This window comes from Flavobacterium cutihirudinis (assembly GCF_003385895.1).
In the GTDB taxonomy this organism is placed as follows: domain Bacteria; phylum Bacteroidota; class Bacteroidia; order Flavobacteriales; family Flavobacteriaceae; genus Flavobacterium; species Flavobacterium cutihirudinis.
The window spans coordinates 1,034,779-1,056,513 of sequence record NZ_QRDQ01000007.1 but is presented as its reverse complement, the minus strand read 5'-3'; the positions used below and the strand labels follow the sequence as shown (position 1 = coordinate 1,056,513).

The following is a 21,735-nucleotide window of genomic DNA, read 5'->3' as shown; positions in this document are numbered from 1 at the left end:
TTATGGGAGAAATTAGTAACGAGAAATTGTTTCAAGAACTGTATCTATGTTCTACTGAAGATAAGGTTGAAGAATTATTACATAAATATCCTGATAAATTTGCTGACAAAAATTGGGCTCCCCTTGGTGGTAATGAAAATATGTTTGGTATTGTTAGAAACCAGCAATCTAGCCCTATCGCGGCTTTAGTAGAGAAGGTAACAAATTCAATTGATGCAATTTTAACAAAAAAGTGCTTAGAAAAAGATATTTCTCCAGTCTCTAATGATGCTCCACAATCAATGGAGCAAGCCATAAAAATGTTTTATCCTGACTATAAAAATTGGGATCTAAAACAAAATAGACGAAAACAATCAGAAGACATTCAAATTATTGCCGATGGACCACCAAAAAACACTTCTGTTATTATTTATGATAATGGAGAAGGCCAGCATCCGAATCAATTTGAAAATACTTTTCTTTCTTTAGTAAGGGGAAATAAAATTAATATTCAATTTGTACAAGGTAAATATAATATGGGAGGAAGCGGTGCTTTAGTTTTCTGCGGGAAAAGAAGATACCAACTTATAGGTTCCAAACGATTTGATAATTCAGGTAATTTTGGATTTACACTAATTAGGCAGAGAAGAATCAGTGAATCTGGTGAAAACAGACGTTCAAGTCATTTTGAATTTTTAAAAATCGAAAATGAAATTCCAAATTTTCCAATTACTGAATTAGATTTAAAGTTAAATGGAAGAAAATTTAAAACCGGTACAATAATTAAAATGTATTCATACCAGTTTCCTGTTGGTTATTCAGGATTTGCTCAAGATTTGAACCAAAGTTTAAATGAGTTTCTTTTCGAACCGGTACTGCCTATCCTGACAGTTGACAATAAAGATCGATATCCAAACAATAAAGTTTTGGAACTTGATTTATTTGGGTTGAAGAGAAGACTTGAAGATTCTCAAAGTGATTACATAGATACTTATTTTTCAGAAGATTATGATGACGAACTATTTGGAAGTGCTAAGGTTACCTGTTATGTTTTTAAACCTAAAACAGATAAACATGACTTAAAAAAAAGTAAAGATATTATTAGGAGCAGGTTTTTTAAAAATAATATGTCCGTAATGTTTTCTATAAACGGACAAGTCCATGGAAATTATTCTTCTGAGTTTATTACAAGAACTCTAAAATTCAATCTATTAAAAGATTATCTATTAATTCATGTTGATTGTACCAGTATGAATCCAGATTTTAGAGAAGAATTATTTATGGCTTCTCGTGATAGACTAAAACATGGCGAAGAAGCTAATGCTTTACGCGATTATTTAGGTAAAAAATTACGAAAAAGTCAGCTAGATGAAATTAACAGACGAAGAAAAGAAACTATCGGTTTAGAAAGTGAAGATACTTCCGAATTAATTAAATCTTTTGCTAAAAATTTACCTAAGGACAGTGAGCTTTTTAAATTACTTCAGAACACTTTAAAATTAGATGAAAAAAAAGAAGAAGTCAAAAAAATCTCATCCAATATATCCAAACCTAAGATAGAACAAAAGCCTTTTTTACCTCAAAGATTTCCGACCAAATTTGATTTATTCCATAAAAAGGAAGGAATTAATATAATTAGTCTGCCAAAGAATGGTGAGAAAATTATAAAATTTGATTCAGATATAGATAACGACTATTTTGACAGAACAGATGAACCTGGTGAATTACAATTATCTTTTTTAAAAATTAAACGAGATAAAAAAGATGGAGGTGACCAAGCTGGAGTAAGTACCGAAGCTTCAGGATTGCTTAATGTGACTAAAAGCAGTCCTAATAATGGAACAATTAAAGTTACTCTTGAGCCAACTAACAATATTAATATAGGAGATGAAATAGAAATTAGAGCTTCTTTAACGTCCCCAGGAAAAATATTTGAAGAAATTGTTTTAGTTAAGATCACTGATAGAGAATCTACCAAAGAAGCTGTCCCTGAACCAGAAGAGGACCTTGATCAAATTGGACTACCAAAACTTCAAAAAATATATGAAAAAGACTGGACTGTATTAGAGGAAAGAGGAATTACTATGGATCGAAAAACTGTCATGTATCCTTCTTCGGAGGGCGACAAATTGGAAGAAATTTTCATTAATCTAGACAGTCATGTCTTCTTAAGTCATCGTTCTAAATTGAAGAATGAAGACCAAATTGTCACAGCACAGCGAAAATATATTTCCTCCGTTTATTTTCACACACTATTTCTATACATGATAACTAAAAGACGAAACTACACTATGACTAGATTAAAAGATGGTATTGATGTAGACGTAACTATTGATGAATACATAATGGATGTCTTTGATAGCTATTATAGTGATTTCTTATTGAATTTTGGCATGGAACAGCTGATGGGAGCTTTAGAAGAATAAAGTTATTTATTTTAGAAACCAAGCTTTTTATACTTTATCCGAAACTAATTAAAGCCAAAACTTGTTTATAATTGTTTAAAGGATTTTGGATTTTCGGATCAACAGATAATGATAGTCCATTTGATAATTCGGTTCAATAAATATTTGAATTTTATAAAATAAAATATAAAAACATCAATTTTGAAATAAATCAAGACTGATGTTTTTTGTTTTTAGAAAAGTTTGTTCAATATATACCAGCGATTAAAATCACTCAGTAAGGTACTTAAAATAGTTACTCGCATTCACTATAAAGAAAATTAGAATTGAATCGTCAAATTTAAAAAACTAATAAGCTTTTCTACCAAGCACAATTTTATGATATATTTCTCGGGCATTCCTCGCTTAAAAGCTTTAAAACCTCAGTTAAGTTTGCATAATCACCTTTGGCATTTTCAAATGTTATAGTTTGTATATTAAAATCATCTAAGTATCTTCTTGAATAAGTAGAAAGATGATCTTTTTTATCCATTAGCAAGTAATGTGTAGGACCACCCCCATGATAAGAATCATGCAAGAAATCAAGCAATTGGTTAAACTCTGGGTCATTCATTGATACACCTACAAAAAAAATAGATTTAGTTGTAAAAATAGTTTGCAATAAACTTCTGTAACCAGCTTCCTTGTACAAAGTTTTTCTGTAATCTCTTTGAGATAAAATTAAGGTTTCTACATCTCTCTGCGCATCTCCATGTGCTTTCAAAATAAAAAATCTACCTTTCCAAAAATTATTAGCTGCTTCCCTACTTTGTGAATAAATGAAAATATTAGGATGATCGTGGTAAACATTATTATAAGATTTCTCAAGTAAATTATCGTAATTGATTGTGATAACCATACTACCCTTAGTCTTTACTATATAATCATGATTTATTGTGGGCTTATTAGTAGAGCTTTGAAAAAGTTCTTCCATGTGTCTGTTAAACAGCGATCCTAAATCAAGCTTTAATTCTTCTGCAAGCATTAAGGATTTACCAGGGTCTTTCGACAATGTTTCATACTCAGTCTTTTTTTCTTTACTTATTCGACCATTTTGCTCTCCTTTTTCTATAAGTTGCTTTAACAAATTTGACCAATCAGGAAAACCTGCACCAACTGACAATCCAGCGCCAACAAAAAACACACCTAAATCCTTTGAAAAAGATTCTAAAAGCTCTTTTGGTAAATCTATTTTTGCCATGACTAATTAAAAATATTTTTAAATATTAGGTTAAATGAAACATTTCTTTTTTCAATACTATCCGGCTCTGCACCTGCATATTTAAATGCCATATAATAATCGTATAAAATTTTATTTTCTTCAGATTCATCCTTACCGGAAAGTAAGGTTTTTGGATCTCTTATTTTCAATCTTTTCACTTCTAGCGAATCATACTCTCTAGCAAAATTTTTGTAATTTATAGTTTTTATTTTTTCGGAATTATTCATCAAAAATAGGAACAAATCAATAAAATGAAATTTTTTATAAACTCTTGTTTGAGATAATTGATCTAGTTGATAAATCGCATCCAATATATCTGAAATAAGTTTCTGATTAGCATGTGAGCAATCTAATTTTTTATCAAGATATAGTTCAAGCAATAAAGATGCTTTTAGTGGTTTTGTGTTTTTATAAAAAAACAACGCTAATGCATGTGCTAAATAATCTTGTCTTTTATACCTGGCAGGTTGTATCTTACTATTAGCAAAAAATTTATTATTTAATACAAAATTATCAATAATTGTCCCAGCTTTACTTATAATTGCATTTCTTTTTTCTGCTGGTACCAATGGCTCACCTTCCTGTAATCTACCAAATAAAGTTCTAATTTCGTAATTATCCGCCTCCTCAATTATAGCTATACTAACCTCATAATCAGTAAGTTTATCTTTTAGTTCTGGATCTAGACTTCTAAATTTTTTACCGCCTACTATAAGTTGATTAATTGTTTTAAGATTTAAACCTTTTTCTTCATCCTCTAATAAAGAATAATCATTTTCTAAAAAAGTAAAAATAGCATTTAATCTTTGCTGTCCATCAGCAATTTCATAGTCATGTGCCGCATTTTCAAGTTTTCTTAGATATATTTTTGGAATATCAATGCCTCTTAAAATCGAGTCAATTAATAAAGCATTTTTTCTGTATTTCCATACCTCACCCCTTTGATACGGTGGCTGTGGATTAATTTTGTCTTTTAATTTAAATAAAGTAGAGATTTTCCAAGTAGTTAGTTTAACTTTCATAAATGTAAGATAGTAGCTGATTGACATAGTAATAATCAGCAGATAAATAATTTAATTATATTCTATTTATATTTTGCAATTAGCTATTTAATTTTTTTAATCTTTCTTCGAGTTCTTTCTTCTTTTTTTCTAATAAGAGATCTAAATCTTTTGGAAATGTTAAAGTTTTAAATCTATCTAAGTCACCAGTAAGAGCACCTGCGTAAGCCAACCTAATTAACAAAAAGTGAGTGGTTGCCCTAGGTAAAACTATTGTTCTTAAATTTGTATCATCAATTAAACCAGCTTTTTCATGAATTAATTTTTCTGTTAACTCACCAATTTTAATGATCTCTTCTAGCAATATTTTATTATTTCCAGAAAATACATGACTATTTAAGAGGTATATCAGTGTTGAAAAGTTAGAATCTACTGCTCTGTATTCCTCGTTGAACTTTTGATAAAGTAAATTACTTTTCATTCTTAATTGCAATATAGGTCCGTAAAACTCATCTAATTTTTTTCTTATTTCAGCTCTTTCTTCATCTTCCTTTTTAGCATTGAGTGTTTTTACCATTTGAAAATATGAAAGCAAAAGTGCTACTAATCCAATAATAATTGGACTGACAGTTGTAAAAATAGTTAGCCAATCTAAAGACGTTTCTTTTTTTTCAGTAAAAAAATTAACTATGTGATCACACGTTAATAATACCATTCTTGATCTTTTTTAAAAAGTTAATACCTTCTTCCAGGTTATCAAAAACTATAGTTGAGCTTTCCCTAACAATTTTAAATCTATTAGCAAATATCTCATCATTTTTTGATCTTTCATCAATTAAAATTATTGATTTGTCGAGAGCTCTAGCATAGCCAACCTCTAAGGTTAGTCCAATTCCTGACGGATTATCGTTTTGCATATAAGCAAACAGAATATCAGATTGTTTTACATAAAACAAGTCCCAAAATGTATACTCAGCACTATTGGTTAACTCATGTTCTCTTGGATTATAGAACACAAAATTTTCACTATTAATCGTTTCAATTACTTTTTTTTGCCAGTTTGATTCATTCATTCCACCAGCTAAATATACTTTAGTCTTCATATTTATATAAAACAAGATGCACATCCTTCCCCTTCTGCATCATCTAGTAAATCTAGAAGATAAGGAGATTTTTTATTTAGTGCTTTTTTATTGGTTCTTTTTAAGTGATCTTCTTTAATTTTAGCTATACGCTCTGGTTTAATAATATCTTCTAAACTTTCGTCTTGCATCCAAGTATAGCCATCTTTCTCATACTCCAATGCTTTATAAAATAAATCCGGGTGTTGTTCATATAACCATATCCATTCGATCTTTTGTTGATAGAAACAGAAAAAACAACCTGAACGACTTCTTGCATAAGATGATTTTTCACCATTGATTTCAAATTCTACTTCTTTATAGTAAGCTGGAACTCCTACTCCAGAATCTTCAAGTAATTTAAATATATCATCTCGAACGAGAATGTCTTCATTATTAATTAATGGAAATAATTCTTCAGTGGATAAAGGATATTCTGTACTCTTTAAGAATTCAAAAACAATTGAGTTAAATTCTTTTATTCCTAAATCTAACAATGAATTAAGTTTTTGACTTTGAGAAAAACTTGTTGAAATTTCAGTATTAATAAGCTCTAAAATTCTTTCGGTTTTGTCATTTTTTGGCTGCGATAATAGTATTTTACTGGTAAATGATATATTCTTATTAGAAAGAACTTTTGAAATAACGTCCTCACTCCATATACTTTTTCTAAAAGGAAAGATGGATTGAATATTACTTTTCTTTGAAATATAGCCTTCCCTATCCTCATCTCCTCTAATCCCAACATACGAAATAACTGGATCATCACCTACAAAATTTTCAAAAGGATCAAGCTTTAATTTTTTAGTACACCATCTTGCGTTTGATGATGGTAAATATCCTTTAAATAATTTTATGAAATGATCGAAGGGATTATCTTCAGAACTGTCATTTACCGCTTTTAAAACAGTTATTTTTTTTCCAAGAAAAGTCTCCAAATTCGAGATTAAATCATAAGTTTCTTGTAATTCTTTGCCTGTATCTGAAGTATAATATTCTATATCCAATTCAGGATAATTTTTTTTCATATATATAGCCAAAGCAGCACTGTCCTTCCCTCCCGATATTCCTAACACATGTCTTACTTTACTCATTTTTAAGCATTTCTTTTAAAAGGTTAGTCAATGCTGCAATATTTAAAGAACTATCTCTTGACAAAACATTTTCTAACTCTTTTTGTATTTTAAAAACTTCTTCTTTTTTTTCTTTAGGTAAACGAATAATTTTTTTACTTATACCTTTAAAAAAAGTATTAATTTGTAAATCATAAACATCTTCCTTTTCTTCATTAAAATCAGATTTAGAAAGTGAAGTTAAACTATCTAATTCCATAATCATAGACTTAAACTTATCATATATTAAAAGCTCATCTTCATCTGTAGTTTTATCTAACGTCTTACCGATGAGTGATTGGACTAATGAATTAAGCCATGCTTTTTTATCATCAATTTGAGAATCCAATCGTTGAACAAATATTTTTTGGCTGGGCAATAATAAATGTCGCCTCAATTTTTTATATCTAGTTTGTAGACTGTTTTTATAATCTTCAAAATCAAAATCTTCTCCTACAATATCACTTTTTATAAAATCTTCTACTCTATTGATTAATTCATCGTAACAATTTCTTATTTCTTTAATTGAATCTTGCAGCTTGATCGAAAAGGATTGTAACTTCTCTGCAGAGGATTGAATCTGTTGAATTTTAAAATTTAATGCATTAGGAAATGATTCAAAAAATGTATGCTCAGGATCTTTTGCTAAAAAAATTGCGCTTCGAATTCCGAGAGCTTCTTTAGATAAACGATTAGTATTTTTTGTATAATCAGGTAAATCTCTATAGAAAGTTAAAAACGGTTTTATAGTTTCTATAAAACTGTCATTTGATATTTTCTCTTTTGTTGTCTGATCTAAAAAAATCCTGTATCTATTAAAAATATCTAATTTAACGCCTTCAATCGCAAATGTTTTTATCTCAAAATCTTCTGGTTTTTTTATTAACAACTCAAGTACTTCATCACTAAGATTCGCAATATATCCGTTATTGCTAAATAACGCAAAATCGTCACGCTTAATAAACAAAAAAGTAGGAATCCATAAATCAATAAGACCTTGTTTTAGTTTGTAAGGTCTTTTACTTAAAACATCAGCAAATTCACTTACTTTTCTTCTTCCGATTTTAGCACTTTCAAGAAAATTAAGGGATTCGTCCCATAAAAAATTGAACCTATTTCTTTCGTTAGGCTTTATTATATCACTAATTTTATCAGAATATAGATATATATCATTATTTTCAAGCAGAGATAAATAAATTGTTTTTTCTGCAGGAAATTTGTCTTCTGGAAATCCTAATTGTGATTTATTCCAATTAGTAACTAATGCTTTTAAGTAATTTTTTTTTGCAACATGTATTGATGTCGATATCTTATGTTTATTTACCAACTCATTTTTAAAAATCGGTGAGTTGCAATAAACTGCATCCGATATTTCAGAGAGCTTACTGTTTAAATCTTTTTTACTTTTAATTTCTAATTGGCTCCCTTTATAAAACCAAACAACCTCAGAATTTGTTCCATAAAAGTTATTTAGAATTTTATGATTTAAAAGATTAATTTGATGCTGAACGATATTATTTAATTCTCTAGTTGCAACTTTATCATTTTCATTTTCTGCAATCACTTTTCTCGTTTTCTCAATTTCAAATAAAAGCTCTTTTATTTGTTTAGCATTTTTATAATAACAATATAAAATAGCTTCTTGGCTTTCGGCAGATTTTATTTTTACTTCATCTAAAATATCTTTGTCATTAAAAACTAAATTAATAAATCCGTCAATTTCATTTTGAGGTATCTCATCAATAGGAAAATGTGATATTTTATATTCAAATAATCTTGGAGTTCCAACTTCAAACATTACCTTCTTTGCTAGAACAGGATGCAAGTTATAATACTTGTTTAGCATAGTAACAACATCAGTGATATTATCAACCTTATTTTCTGCCTGCAGCAATGCCAGCTCAATATCTAAATCTGTACCTTCATGAAGAATAAATCTCTTCAAATAATTTCTGTAAACTATTATTTTTTTATCAACTAGATTCTTTAGTAGCTCTTTTGAATTATTAACTGATAAAACTTTCTCCGAGTATTTTTCCCAAAAACCGCTGTCTAAAACAGCACCGGCACCGGTATTAATATTTAAAACTCCTATACTTTTAATTAGTTTTGAATAGTCACTTAAATTTGTCTCGAATGAAGTTTCGACAACTTCTAACGCATTCTTTATAGACTTCCAAGAATTAAAATCAGGATTGTACTTCGAATTAAGAAAAGAGTAAAAATTAAAAGTTAAATAATCATAAATCTCTGGCAATGAATAAAAACCTTTTTTCAATTGCTTGAACTGAAATAAACCTGCAAAATCGGTAGACTCTAAAAATGTAAAAAGAGACCTCTCATTTTGTCCATATTTTTGCAGAGATTGAGTGATTACGTAAGCAGAAATTGCATCTAATGGATACAATTTTTCTGCTATTTCGCTAATATAATCTTCATTAAAGTTAAATGCTTTTGAATCATACAAAAGCTTGTTAGCTTCCTTAATTTGTGTATTTTCTCTGTCTGAAGATGGCAGTTTGTTTAGATGTTCTGCAGCTAAAAACAATAATTGTTCGATTGGCTCATTAAAAGTAATTTCTTTAAAACGGCCTTTAACTTTTGTCCATTCTTGTTTTTGAGTGTAATCTAATGAAAAAGCATAAGCATCAAAATTTTGATGTACAGATGTTAGTAAAACTATATTATGAGAAGTATCATTTACAAATTCTGAAAACTGCTGCAAGAAAAATAATTCTTTTTCAGGGTTGTTTTTTGAAGCATATTCTAAAAACTTACCAAACTCATCAATTGTTACGATTAACAATGGATTTTGCCCTAAAGCATAATATCTATTAAAAACTTCTGAAAATATAGTTTCGGCAGTAGTGTTTTTTGACTCTAAGTCAAATAAGTCGATGAAAACATCTATTAAAGACCTGTATTCTCCAATGATGTTGATTTTACCGTATTCCTGATTTGGTAGAAAAGCTACATTAAAATATTTTTTTCTATTTGATAAGCTCTCTTGAAAAGCAAGCAAAAATGAACTTTTACCTGTCCCGTAAGAACCAATAATATTGAAGGAACGAATACCTTTTTTAAAATCACTTACGATTTGTGATGCTAAACGTATAGCATTATGAGTTGGGATATAATTTATTTCCTTCTCCTCATCTCGTATAATATTTACAGATGTTGTAAATTTATTTAGCATAATATATGTTTAATACTTCGTATTTGTTTGGTTTATCTCTAAATTGCAATTCCTTAATTCCAGCATGATCGTTATAAGTAATGCCATACTTTTTAAAATTAATATCAGAAGCAATTCCTTCAATTTTATTTACAATTCCTGCCCTATTAATTGCAAAGACACTACCTATTTGATTTTTTTCATGCTCTAATGAGTATAAATTGATCGAATTACTAAAATCATCATTATCAAGAATAGAAAAGAGTAATATTTCATCAGGAATATTATTTTTTTCATCGTTGATTACACTAAAGGTTAATTTTTCTTTGTGTAACAAATTAAGTTCTGCCAATAGTCCTGTCAGATTCTCTTCCTTATCTTTAATATTTTCCGGTATTGTATACATTTTTACAAATACTTCAAAATCACTAGCAATCGTATTTTTACTAATTTGAGTTAAGTTATTCTCATCAATTTTTCTTGAAACATATGCAATAAAATGTTCCTTCGAAAATTCAATTTTTTCACGTCTAAAATCATTATATATTAAATTATAAATGGATGCATTGTCATTCTTTACTAATATATAATGTAAAAGCCATAAAGTACCTTCATCCTCAATGTATGGGTCTTTTCCCATTTCATCGTCAAAAATATAGTTCGCCAACTCTGTTAGATGCCCCTCATTGTCTAATAAACCAAATGCTTTCATCCAAAAACTGATAGCAGAAACCATATTTTTACCCACTCCCAATTCTAAAACAGCGTTTAATTGAGAAAATTTATTCCCATTCTTAACAAAATCATATCCTTTCTTTAACCATAAATGACGACAATGAAATGTGTCATGTCCTGAAAAAGTGAATTTTATAGTTTGTTTTTCTTCAATCATTTTAAATTTAATATGGATTTATTCTAATTATACAAAATAACGAAAAAAAGAAACTTGTTTCCGATTTATAAAATATAGTTTTATTAAAGTTTTAAGTATTATCAGTTTCTATATTAAATAATTTAAGCTACAGATTGTTGATGAGAGTATTAGATAATTTACCCCCCCCCCCTTTTATTTTCGGCTAATAGTCAAAATATAACCTACAATAATTCCTGTTGCATTTGCTACTTCCGAAAAGTCGCTACCCATTTTATTATGAATATCAGCTATTAATTCCAGAGAAGTATTAACTACATCAAACTTTTCTACAGAAAAATTAAGTGTAGGAAATTCTATTGACAAGTTGGCACAGGTACTATCCCAGCGATTTTGTTCTTGAATTATTTTAGTTTTTATAAAAGTGTCTGTCACTAATTCCTCACACTTATCAAATCTTCGAAGAAAACCACAAAAACAATATTGAATACTGTTTGAAGAAATATTGTCTGTAAGTGTCATTGCACTACCCATCCTCTTTGCATCATTTATGATTTCATTGTCGGTTTTATTAATCGCTTTTAATTCTATTCCGCAAATAGTACGGTCCTGTGAAAATGCTTGAAAATCTGTTTCTTCTCGAGTGATCGCAATATCAATTTTTTGATTTAATTTATTAGTCGGTGAATGTCCAGTTTGGCGCTGAAGTAACACCATATTAAATATGTCAGTAACGTCTAAGTCATGAGTAAGAAACGCATTATTATAAAATTGCAAAATGGGATATTCTAATTGGATTTTATAATTATGATATTTATTCCATTCTAAAAGTTGCTGAGCAACATTAACTGTCAGTAAATATTCGCGAACCTGTTCGATAAAATCACTGTATGAACTTAATAAAAGTAAGTTTTGATTATATCCTTTAGTTAATCCAATTTTAATTTGTTCAATTATTTCTGATGAATTCATTTAATTATTTTTTAGAAAAAATTGCTTTATATATAAATTTAAAATGTCAATTCTTCAGTCAAAACTTTACGTAATAATTCACCTCTTTTTTCTAAAAAAATTGGAAAGTCAACAAGATCTATTTCTTTTGGTAAGTGATATGTTTTTAAAGAAATATTATTTTCGTTAATCCATATTTTCAAATCCTTTGAATTTTTAGATTTGTTCTCATTTCCATCAAGCATTTGCAAATTAAGTATAGAGTTAAAATAATCCGATTCCGTAAAATATTCTTTATTTTTATCAGTAAGTAAAATACCTTTTGATTTTAGTTTTTTTTCATTAAAATGCGAAATAGGGTGACAATGATCTAAATGGAAATCTCTGTTTTTGTAATCCAGGTGAGGAAATAGCAGAGCTAAGATGGGAAACGCATACCTACTATCTTTACTTGTAAATAAAAGTGAGTCTATAAATTCTTCATCCACTGTAATTGACTTATTAGTTTTGGATAATCGGCTAGCTATTGATTGTGCAGGGAAAATTTCAGCTCCTTTCTGAATGTCTTTTTTCACGGTATCTCTAATTGCCTTTAACACGCCTTCTGCTTGTCCGCCAAATATTTGATGTAATAGAGCGACATGCAACCATCTTTTTATCAATTCTCTATCTTTTTTATACTTAACTTTCTGGCAAAAGCCTTCTACCCTATCTGTCTTGTACAAATAATATACAATTGGAAGCAGTGCATTTAGAGATGTCAAAGTACTTGGTGCATAACCAAAGTCAGTTACAAGTTGAAAAACTTCTTTAATAGTAGTTTTTATTTCTTTCCAATATTCTTCAAATTCTTTTGCATTTTTTATAGAAAAGTTTTTAACTCTAAATTTAATATCATCACTGTAAAGTACTAAATAAGTGCGTAGCACAAAATCTTTATTTACTGCATAACCATATTCCTTTATCAATTCGTCCACTAGTCCATTTATTTCTTTTTTTGCATCTAGATTCTGCCATCCCATAATCGTAGTAGACATCACTAAATCAGAATAACTAAGTGAAATCCCTCCTGAATTAACTCTAATAAATATATTTAAAGCTCTAGTGAAATCAGAACTTTCCTCAAGATAATAGTGAATTAATTTTTCTAAATGGACAATATCATGAAGTCTGCTTAATATTTCCTGAGCTTCATCACAAATTATATTATTATTTTTGAAATATGTATTTAATTGTGATGTGCCTTTTATTCCAAGAATATCTCCTACCTTAAACCATTTGTTATCTTCATCAATATTTAATATTTCTTCAGGCTTTAAAAACGTAAATTCATACATTCTGTCATCATCACTGTCATTTAAGTCATTTCGTTTATTCTTTTTATATTTTAAATTTAAATACAAATATCTAGTTGGTATTGAATACTCCGTATCTTTCCATGCCAAGTTATAGCCTTTAAAAGCATATGATCCTTTTAATCCTAAATATAAAGCTGTTAACCTTTGTTGTCCATCTAAGACTACTTCAAAACTTGGTATATTTTTAGTAGAAACTTCCTCTGACCTTATTAAATAACGTTCACGATATTTTTTCAAAATTCCATAAAATCTTTGATTTTCGGTATTTTTGCCGTTTACGCGCCATAAAAGCATTGAGCCAATTGGATAGCCTTGCATCAATGAATCAAAAAGCATCTCAATTTTTGAACTAGACCAAACAAAATCTCTTTGAATAGCAGGCAATAAATATTGATTATAATCTATCTTTTCTATTGCGTCGGCAACTGATAGTGGAGGGAAAAATGACATAAATTTTATTTGACGATTTAAACAGGCAAAATAATTCTTTAAAATAGAAATCATTACAGTATATATACCTGTTTTTAAAATTTATGATCATAAAAAAAGATGCTAAAAGCCTCTTATCTGTGAATATCTAATTTTTCTAAATCGAAATCAAAATCAAACAATTCTTTTGGATGAATATTTAAGCCTTGAGAAAGTTGCAAAATAGTAGATAGTTGAATATTTATTTCACCTTTTTCAATCTTACTAATATTACTGTGATCTATATCACATCTCTGCGCTAATTGTCTATAGCTGAAGTTTTGTTCTATTCTAAACTTTTCAACTTGTTTTCCAAAGAATATTTGAAAGTCCGTTTTTTTTATAATACTACTCATACTTTTTTTTGTAAAAGCAATTTCAGTAGAATCAAAAAAATAAGTGTGGGTTTTTGACACCACAAAGAATAAATTTGTTATATTTGCAACTAATTGTATACATTTGCGATTCTTCATAAAAAATATTTGAAGCATTCGCTTAGAATCTCGACTTGAAAACTGGAAATTTAAAAGGAACGAGAGGATAAGTAAGATGCTCACGCCTATGGCGTGGGCTCACTTATTGTTCCTCGGTATTTCCAGTACCTCAAGTCAATAAGCTGAGTTCTGCGCCTTTTTTATTATAACTCTCTTATCATTCTTAGCCAATCTGCTTAGTATTTTTAAAGTTTTGCATTCAAAAGAAATCGAATCTTTAAAACATCATCAGCTATGTCCTAAATAAAAACTTTCAATTATGTAATTAAGTCGTTTACTTAATACATAAAAATGGCCCTCTATCTCGTCGCCAAACTAACATAGAGGACCTTAGCCAATCAAACTAACGTTTAAACTAACCAATCCAATATTATGAATAATTTTTCATTTTACAAGGATGGAAGAACTCTTTATTGCCTAATTTTTCTTGGCTTTATATTGTCTTTTTCATCACTTCAAGCTAAAGATCCCAGACGGAATCTTTCTTCAATCCTGCAGCAGCAGATTCAGGGTACAGTTACCGATGGAAGTAATCCCTTGCCAGGTGTTACAGTCTCCATTAAAAACAAAAGTCATGTTGCCGCTATTTCTGATTATAATGGTCATTACAGTATTTCTGCTGCGGGTGATGAGGTTCTAATTGTTTCTTTTCTCGGATTTAAAACTGTAATGATTCCCATTGGAGGACGGACTACTATTGATATCAAACTTGAATACGATACCACAACACTGCAGGAAGTACGGGTAAATGCAGGATATTATTCGGTGAAGGAAAGCGAGCGTACGGGAAGTATTGCCCGGATTACGTCCAAAGATATTGAGACACAGCCAGTTTCCAACGTATTGGCTACGATGCAGGGCCGTATGGCAGGGGTTAATGTAGTGCAGCAGACCGGTATTCCCGGCGGCGGTTTCGATATCAGGATAAGAGGTCAGAACAGCATACGCACAGATGCCAATGCACCTCTATATATCATCGACGGAGTTCCGTATGCTTCCGATCCTATCGGATCTTATCAGACAGCTACGGCTTTTCCCTCTGTGGCTAGTCCGCTTAATAATATCAATACTGAAAACATTGAAAGCATCGAGGTATTAAAAGATGCCGATGCCACTTCAATTTATGGCTCCAAAGGAGCGAACGGCGTGGTATTAATTACGACAAAAAAGGGAAAGAGAGGCAAAACCACTTTCAGTGTGAATGCATCCACGGGTGCCGCAACTGTCACCAGACACCTTAAACTTATGAATACCCAGCAGTATCTTGCGATGCGAAGACAGGCATTTATAAACGATGGAATTACCCAATATGGTGAAGCCGATTATGACGTTAACGGTACGTGGGACCAGAATCGATATACCGACTGGCAGCGTGAACTTACTGGGGGTACAGCGCAGATTTCCGATATACAGGCTACTATATCAGGGGGATCTGATAATACGCAGTTTCTTATAAGTGGGAATTCACATAGAGAATCGACAGTCTTTCCGGGAGATTTTCTTTATAAAAAAGCAGGAAGCCAGCTAAGCCTGAATCATCGTTCTATGGACAATAAGTTTAAAATGACATTCTCAGGCTCATATAATTTTCAGGACAACAATCAGCCATCGTTTGATTTTACTTATGACGCGCGCTCGCTTCCCCCGAATGCTCCGGCTCTTTATGACTCCAACGGCCAGTTGAATTGGGAGAATGATACATGGCAGAACCCATTGGCAAATCTCAACACTAAATTTGAGTCGAAAACAAATGATCTGCTTGCCAATACTGTGCTTTCTTATGAGCTGTGGCAAGGTTTTACAATCAAAAGCAGTTTAGGATATACTGACTTGGACACAAAAGAAACCCGAATCGTGCCTTCCACTATTTCTAATCCTATCTATAATGTCAGCAGCGCAACATCGGCCATTTATCTAAATAATACGCAGCGCAATTCCTGGATTATAGAACCTCAAATCAATTGGGTCAAGGAAGTTGGAGGCGGAAAACTTGATGCCTTGTTAGGATCCACATTTCAAAATCAGTCCACTGAAAAATTGTATCTGTCGGCAACTGGATTTACATCAAACAGTCTGATATACAATATCGCCGCGGCAAAAACTGTCAAAATTGTTCTTAATGATGAAAGTCTGTATAAGTATCAAGCCTTTTTTGGAAGGCTCAACTATAACTGGCAGCAGAAGTATATTGTAAACCTTACTGCAAGAAGAGACGGATCCAGCAGGTTTGGACCCGGAAATCAATTTGCAAATTTCGGAGCAGCTGGAATTGCGTGGGTATTCTCCAATGAAAGTTTCCTAAAAAAATATTCATGGCTAAGTTTTGGAAAAATCCGCTCCAGTTACGGAACAACCGGTAGTGACCAAATCGGGGACTATCAGTTTCTTGATACTTATACAGTATCAAGTGCCATTTATGCCGGAAATACAGGATTGCAGCCAACTCGGCTGTATAATGCCGATTTTGGATGGGAAATCAACAAGAAATTAGAAGTCGCATTGGAGCTTGGTTTTCTGCAAGACCGCATTTTTTTGACCGGTGCATGGTACCAGAACCGCTCTTCCAACCAATTAGTGGGAATTCCGCTTCCCGGCTCTACGGGATTTACAGTCATACAGTCTAATTTGGATGCAACAGTCGAAAATACAGGATTGGAACTGACCATGCGTACCCTGAATTTTAACAAGGGTTCTTTTAATTGGAGTACCAGTTTAAATGTGACCTTTGAGCACAACACTCTTCTAAAGTTTCCTGGGCTTGAAGGCTCTTCATACAGCCAGCAGTACAGAATTGGCCAGCCTCTCAATATTGAATTGCTGTACAGCTTCAATGGTGTGAATCCACAAAATGGCGTCTATAGTTTTGAGGATATAAATAAAGACGGAAAGATATCTTTTCCTGATGATCAGCAGATAATCGCAGACCTGAATCCGAAATATTACGGAGGAATCCAAAACCAGCTTAGTTATAAAGGCCTTGCACTTGATTTTTTATTTCAGTTCGTGAAACAAAAAAATTATAGCTATCCGATGGAAGCGGCAGGAATGATGTCCAATCAGCAGGCAAGAATGACAGACAGCTGGATCAGTGCTGAGGATCCTGGGCTGTATCAAATTTATACCACGGGGTCAAATGGTACTGCGCTGACAGGATACGATCTCTTCTCGCAGAGTACTGCTTCCATCGTAGATGCTTCCTATATCCGACTAAAGAACATTGCACTTTCCTATGAACTCCCTTTGAATCTTAAGGAAACCAAATGCAAAATTATGCTGCAGGGCCAAAACCTGCTGACATTCACAAAATACGAGGATGGAGATCCGGAATTCAAGAGATACGGCTTTCTGCCCCCTCTCAAAGTAATAACGGCCGGAGTTCAATTAACATTTTAATTTAAGAGAAATGAAAACAATAAATTCTTTAGCTATAAAACTGATCTGTTTTTTTGTCCTGCTGCTGACAGAGTCCTGCGATTCATTCGTAGAAGTCGACTTGCCAAAGTCACAGCTAATAAATGAAACAGTTTTTGAAGATTATGCCACTGCAAGTGCAGCACTTACAGATATCTTTTCCAATATTAGGACCAAAGGAGTCTTTACAGGAGCCAGCACCGGCATTTCCAACACGCTCGGCAATTATACAGACGAAATAATAAGCGTGGACAAACCCAATAATGCCAGCCTGCTTTTCTATAACAACGCCCTTCTTCCTTCCAATTCTATTGTCGCCCTATATTGGAATACATCATACAATCAGATCTATGCTGCAAATTCCATAATTGAAGGCGCCCAAAAAAGCAAAAACCTGACTACCGAACAGAAACAGCAGCTGCAGGGCGAAGCACTCTTTATTCGTGCACTTCTGCATTTTTACCTTGTAAACCTCTTTGGGGATATTCCCTACATTACTCAGACTGATTTTAAGCAGAATAGTATTGTAACGAGAATACCTGTTCAGAAAATTTATGAATTCATTATACATGATTTGGAAGATGCTGCCTCCCTTTTACCTGTGGATTACAATGGCAGCGAAAGAGTAAGACCCAATAAGTTCACAGTAAAAGCTCTTCTTTCCCGAGCTTATCTTTACAACAAATCCTATCCTGAAGCCGCAAATACAGCCTCGGCCGTCATCAACGAAGGTGCCATTTATAAGCTGGAGCCTGATATTGCAAAAGTATTTCTGCTTTCCTCAAAAGAAACGATCTGGCAGCTGCAGTCAGGAAACACAGGTGCCAATACGCTTGAAGCCTCATTTTTCACCTTTACAGCAGGGCCTCCTCCTCTGGTCTCTCTAAACAATAATCTGGTAAACTCATTTGGTGCCGGTGATCTTCGCAGATCAAGCTGGATAAAGGCCATTTCAAATAAAACCTCAACATGGTATCACGCCTATAAGTATAAGGAAAATATTGCCACATCAGCTTCAAAAGAATATTCCATAGTTTTCCGGCTTGCCGAACAGTATCTTATCCGCGCAGAAGCACGAGCCCAGCAAGGAGAACTCATCGGCGCTAAAGAGGATTTGTCCAAAATCAGAAACCGTGCAGGCCTTAGCAATACAACAGCAGCAAGCAAGGATGAGATCCTGGACGCCATTTTAAACGAAAGAAAGTGGGAACTCTTCACCGAGCGCGGTCATCGTTTTTTTGATCTTAAGAGAAACGGTGAACTCGACAATGTATTGACGGGTTTAAAACCGGGATGGAACAGTGATGACCGCTTGTTGCCCATTCCACAAAGCGAACTAAGCACCAATCCTAACCTGCGTCCGCAAAATCCGGGCTATTAAATAAAACTTGTTATGTCAGCAAACTTTGAATACAGAAATAGTTTTACTCAGCAGTCCTGTCTGTTTTTGGATACAGGAATTTTATTTTTATTTTTTATTTTGCCATTAGTAGCCTGTCCCTTATGGGGGCAGGCAGGGCAAAAAAAGCATTTGGATCCTTCAGATTATCCCTTGTGGGGCCAAACACATCTGGATAGAATTTCACCTGATGAGAATTGGGCTAGTTTTAAAATGACCTACGAAAATGGCAATGATACGTTATTTGTCCAAAATATGACGAATAACAAAATCCATTCTTTTCCCCGCGGTGAGAATTCCGTTTTCACAAAAAACAGTTTTTTTATCTGTCAGATGGCAGCAGAAATAAGTGTATTAAATCTTAAGACAGCTTCGCAGAAGACAATCCGCAGTGTAAAACGATTCGAATATTGTGATGAGACAGGTAACCTGATTGTACTTATCCAAACTGCTGATAAAAAAAACAATCTCAAAATCTGGTCGCTCGCAACAGGAGCAGTCAAGGAAATTCAAAATGTAAATGATTTTTCGCTTAGCCCCTCCGGACGTCAGCTGGTTTATGCAGTTTCGTCAAAAGATCAACTCACCGTCAATCTTATTGATCTGAAAAAGTCTAATCAACCAAAAACGATAGTTTCCAATAATAAAAATCATTATATCAGTCTTACTTGGCAGAGCAAGGGTGAGGCACTCGCATTTCTAAGCCAGCCAGACCAAGGTAAAATAACCTCACTTTTTTATTACGCCCTGAAGGAGAAAAAACTATATGAATTTAATACAGAGACCCGTTCTGATTTTCCCGATCAGACCGCTATCGTTTATGATCCCTATTACAAAATAAGAATTTCAGATGACCTTAAGAATGTTTTTTTTGCAATCAAAAGACAAGCCGCCACATCAAGTGCATCAGAAAAATCAATTGTTGAAATCTGGAATACTAATGATCAGTGGATTTATCCATATAATGTAAGAATGGGGAATTTTGCAAATTCTTTGAAAATTGCCGTCTGGCTCCCGCAGACCGATCTTTTTACCCCTGTTTCCACTGCAGAAATTCCCAAGATCATGCTGACAGGAAATCTCCAAAATGCTGTCCTTTTTAATCCAAAGGACTATGAACCGCAGTTTAGTGAAAGTGGTCCCAGTGATTTTTATATCATGAATCTCATGTCATTTGAAAAAAAAGTTTTTTTGAAAAAACAATTTCGTCACAGCCGGTCTCCCCTGCCGTCTCCAACAGGAAAATTTATAACCTATTTTAAGGAAGAAAACTGGTGGGTCTATGATGTCCTATTACAGACACATACGAATTTAACGGCTAAAATTGGTGTTAAATTCATGTCAAAAAACCAGACCCTGGTACCCGAATCGACCTGCGGAAGTCCGGGCTGGAGCATCAATGACAAAGAAATATTAATATATGACGAATTTGATATCTGGGCGGTTGCTCCTGATGGAAACAATTTTCGCAGGCTTACCCGCGGACGTGAATCAAAAATTATTTTTCGTATAGCAGAATTTCCGGGCAGACTTGGACTTAACAAAATCTACGATGGCATAAAAGCGGAAGTTTACGATTTAAACGACAGTTTGATGCTTCGCGCGAAAGGTGCAGATGGTAAGACAGGGTTTTACAAATGGAAAACTGCCTCTGGTGCAGAACCAATCGTATATGGAGACTTCTATGTTGATGAGCTCACCTATGCCGAAAAAAAAGGAAAACTATTTTTCAGACAGCAGAAATATGATGTGCCGCCCCAATTAATGTTCGCGGCAGGCAAGGGAAAAATAATCCCTTTTTATAAAAGCAATCCGCAGCATAAAAAATATTTCTGGGGCCATTCTGAATTGTTTGATTATCGAAATTCCAAAAAGCAAAATCTTAAGGGTGTACTATTATACCCTGCCGACTATGACCCAGCTAAAAAGTATCCTATGATTGTTAATATTTATGAACTTCAATCTCAGGAACTTCATCTATATTCCAATCCGACTTGGAAGAATGAAAGTGGTTTCAATCCTACACTCTTTACCTCAGAGGGCTATTTTGTATTGCTTCCTGATATTGTAAACGAGCAGGAAAATCCGGGAATATCTGCCACTGACTGTGTTATATCAGCCACACAGAAAATGCTTGATTCAGGGAAGATAAATCCTGGGCAGATTGGGCTTATGGGTCATTCATGGGGAGGCTATGAAACCTCATTTATAGTATCGCAGACTAATCTGTTTTCGGCAGCAGTTCCCAGTGGCGCAATAACCGATCTTAACAGCTTTTATTTTACTGTCAGCCAAGCTTCAGGCAAACCTGAGTTTTGGCGCTTTGAAGATGAGGAATGGAATATGAGAAAAACACCATTTGAAGCACCGCAGTCTTATGCTCGCAATTCCCCTTTGGTGCATGCAGAAAAAGTCACAATCCCTTTGCTTTTATGGACAGGCAAAGACGACAAGCAGGTAGATACTCATCAAAGCAAGGAATACTATCTGGCACTGCGAAGACTTGGAAAAAAAAGCGTTATGCTGCTATATCCTAATGAGGGTCATGTAATCTCTGATCCATCTGCACAAAAAGATATTACAGTCCGGATTTTGCAATGGTTTGACTATTTCCTAAAAAATGAAAAAACATGCCAATGGATCACTGATGGCATGATGTGATTCACTCAACCACAAAACAAATGCAGTTCCATTTTGTGGAACTGCATTTTCAAATAACAGAATCAAAT

Annotated in this window: 14 protein-coding genes; 4 read left to right on the top strand and 10 right to left on the bottom strand. The window is 32.8% G+C overall.

Features of this window, described 5'->3' with window-relative positions:
• The first annotated feature begins 2 nt into the window (after positions 1-2).
• A complete protein-coding gene (locus tag BD847_RS04565) occupies positions 3-2,405 on the top strand; it encodes a hypothetical protein (RefSeq protein ID WP_115887075.1) in 2,403 nt (800 codons plus the stop codon).
• 355 nt (positions 2,406-2,760) lie between these two features.
• Here BD847_RS04565 and BD847_RS04560 read toward each other — a convergent pair whose 3' ends face one another.
• The 10 genes from BD847_RS04560 to BD847_RS04515 form a co-directional block, all read right to left on the bottom strand.
• Complete coding sequence (locus tag BD847_RS04560) at positions 2,761-3,624, bottom strand: SIR2 family protein (RefSeq protein ID WP_115887074.1); 864 nt, start codon at positions 3,622-3,624, stop codon at positions 2,761-2,763.
• A 2-nt stretch (positions 3,625-3,626) separates the two neighbouring features.
• Positions 3,627-4,667: a DUF262 domain-containing protein gene (locus BD847_RS04555; RefSeq protein WP_167443820.1), complete on the bottom strand. Its 1,041-nt coding sequence runs from the start codon at positions 4,665-4,667 to the stop codon at positions 3,627-3,629.
• Positions 4,668-4,746: 79 nt separating this feature from the next.
• A complete protein-coding gene (locus BD847_RS04550; RefSeq protein WP_115887072.1) occupies positions 4,747-5,361 on the bottom strand; it encodes a hypothetical protein in 615 nt (204 codons plus the stop codon).
• Entirely contained in the window at positions 5,342-5,749 is a 408-nt protein-coding gene (locus BD847_RS04545) for a nucleoside 2-deoxyribosyltransferase domain-containing protein (protein ID WP_167443819.1), read from the bottom strand. Before BD847_RS04545 ends, BD847_RS04550 begins: the two co-directional genes overlap by 20 nt.
• Before the next feature lie 2 nt (positions 5,750-5,751).
• Entirely contained in the window at positions 5,752-6,861 is a 1,110-nt protein-coding gene (locus BD847_RS04540) for a phosphoadenosine phosphosulfate reductase family protein (protein WP_115887070.1), read from the bottom strand.
• Positions 6,854-10,075, bottom strand: coding sequence for a hypothetical protein (locus tag BD847_RS04535; RefSeq protein WP_115887069.1), 3,222 nt, complete (start codon positions 10,073-10,075; stop codon positions 6,854-6,856). The genes BD847_RS04540 and BD847_RS04535 overlap by 8 nt, the downstream gene beginning before the upstream one ends.
• Positions 10,065-10,946 carry a DUF4007 family protein gene (locus BD847_RS04530; RefSeq protein WP_115887068.1) on the bottom strand — a complete coding sequence of 294 codons (882 nt, stop codon included), beginning with the start codon at positions 10,944-10,946 and terminating at the stop codon, positions 10,065-10,067. Before BD847_RS04530 ends, BD847_RS04535 begins: the two co-directional genes overlap by 11 nt.
• A 174-nt stretch (positions 10,947-11,120) precedes the next feature.
• On the bottom strand, positions 11,121-11,897 hold the full coding sequence (locus BD847_RS04525) for a hypothetical protein (RefSeq protein ID WP_115887067.1): 777 nt from the start codon (positions 11,895-11,897) through the stop codon (positions 11,121-11,123).
• 38 nt (positions 11,898-11,935) lie between these two features.
• Positions 11,936-13,738: a DUF262 domain-containing protein gene (locus tag BD847_RS04520; protein WP_223678194.1), complete on the bottom strand. Its 1,803-nt coding sequence runs from the start codon at positions 13,736-13,738 to the stop codon at positions 11,936-11,938.
• Positions 13,739-13,797: 59 nt separating this feature from the next.
• Positions 13,798-14,175: a helix-turn-helix domain-containing protein gene (locus tag BD847_RS04515; protein ID WP_223678192.1), complete on the bottom strand. Its 378-nt coding sequence runs from the start codon at positions 14,173-14,175 to the stop codon at positions 13,798-13,800.
• 393 nt (positions 14,176-14,568) lie between these two features.
• Between BD847_RS04515 and BD847_RS04510 the strand changes: the two genes are divergently transcribed.
• The 3 genes from BD847_RS04510 to BD847_RS04500 are packed head-to-tail and all read left to right on the top strand — an operon-like array spanning position 14,569 to position 21,667.
• On the top strand, positions 14,569-17,589 hold the full coding sequence (locus BD847_RS04510) for a SusC/RagA family TonB-linked outer membrane protein (RefSeq protein ID WP_115887065.1): 3,021 nt from the start codon (positions 14,569-14,571) through the stop codon (positions 17,587-17,589).
• Between the two features lie 10 nt (positions 17,590-17,599).
• Entirely contained in the window at positions 17,600-18,988 is a 1,389-nt protein-coding gene (locus tag BD847_RS04505) for a RagB/SusD family nutrient uptake outer membrane protein (protein WP_223678190.1), read from the top strand.
• A gap of 12 nt (positions 18,989-19,000) precedes the next feature.
• Positions 19,001-21,667, top strand: coding sequence for an alpha/beta hydrolase family protein (locus BD847_RS04500; RefSeq protein ID WP_115887064.1), 2,667 nt, complete (start codon positions 19,001-19,003; stop codon positions 21,665-21,667).
• Positions 21,668-21,735 lie beyond the last annotated feature (68 nt).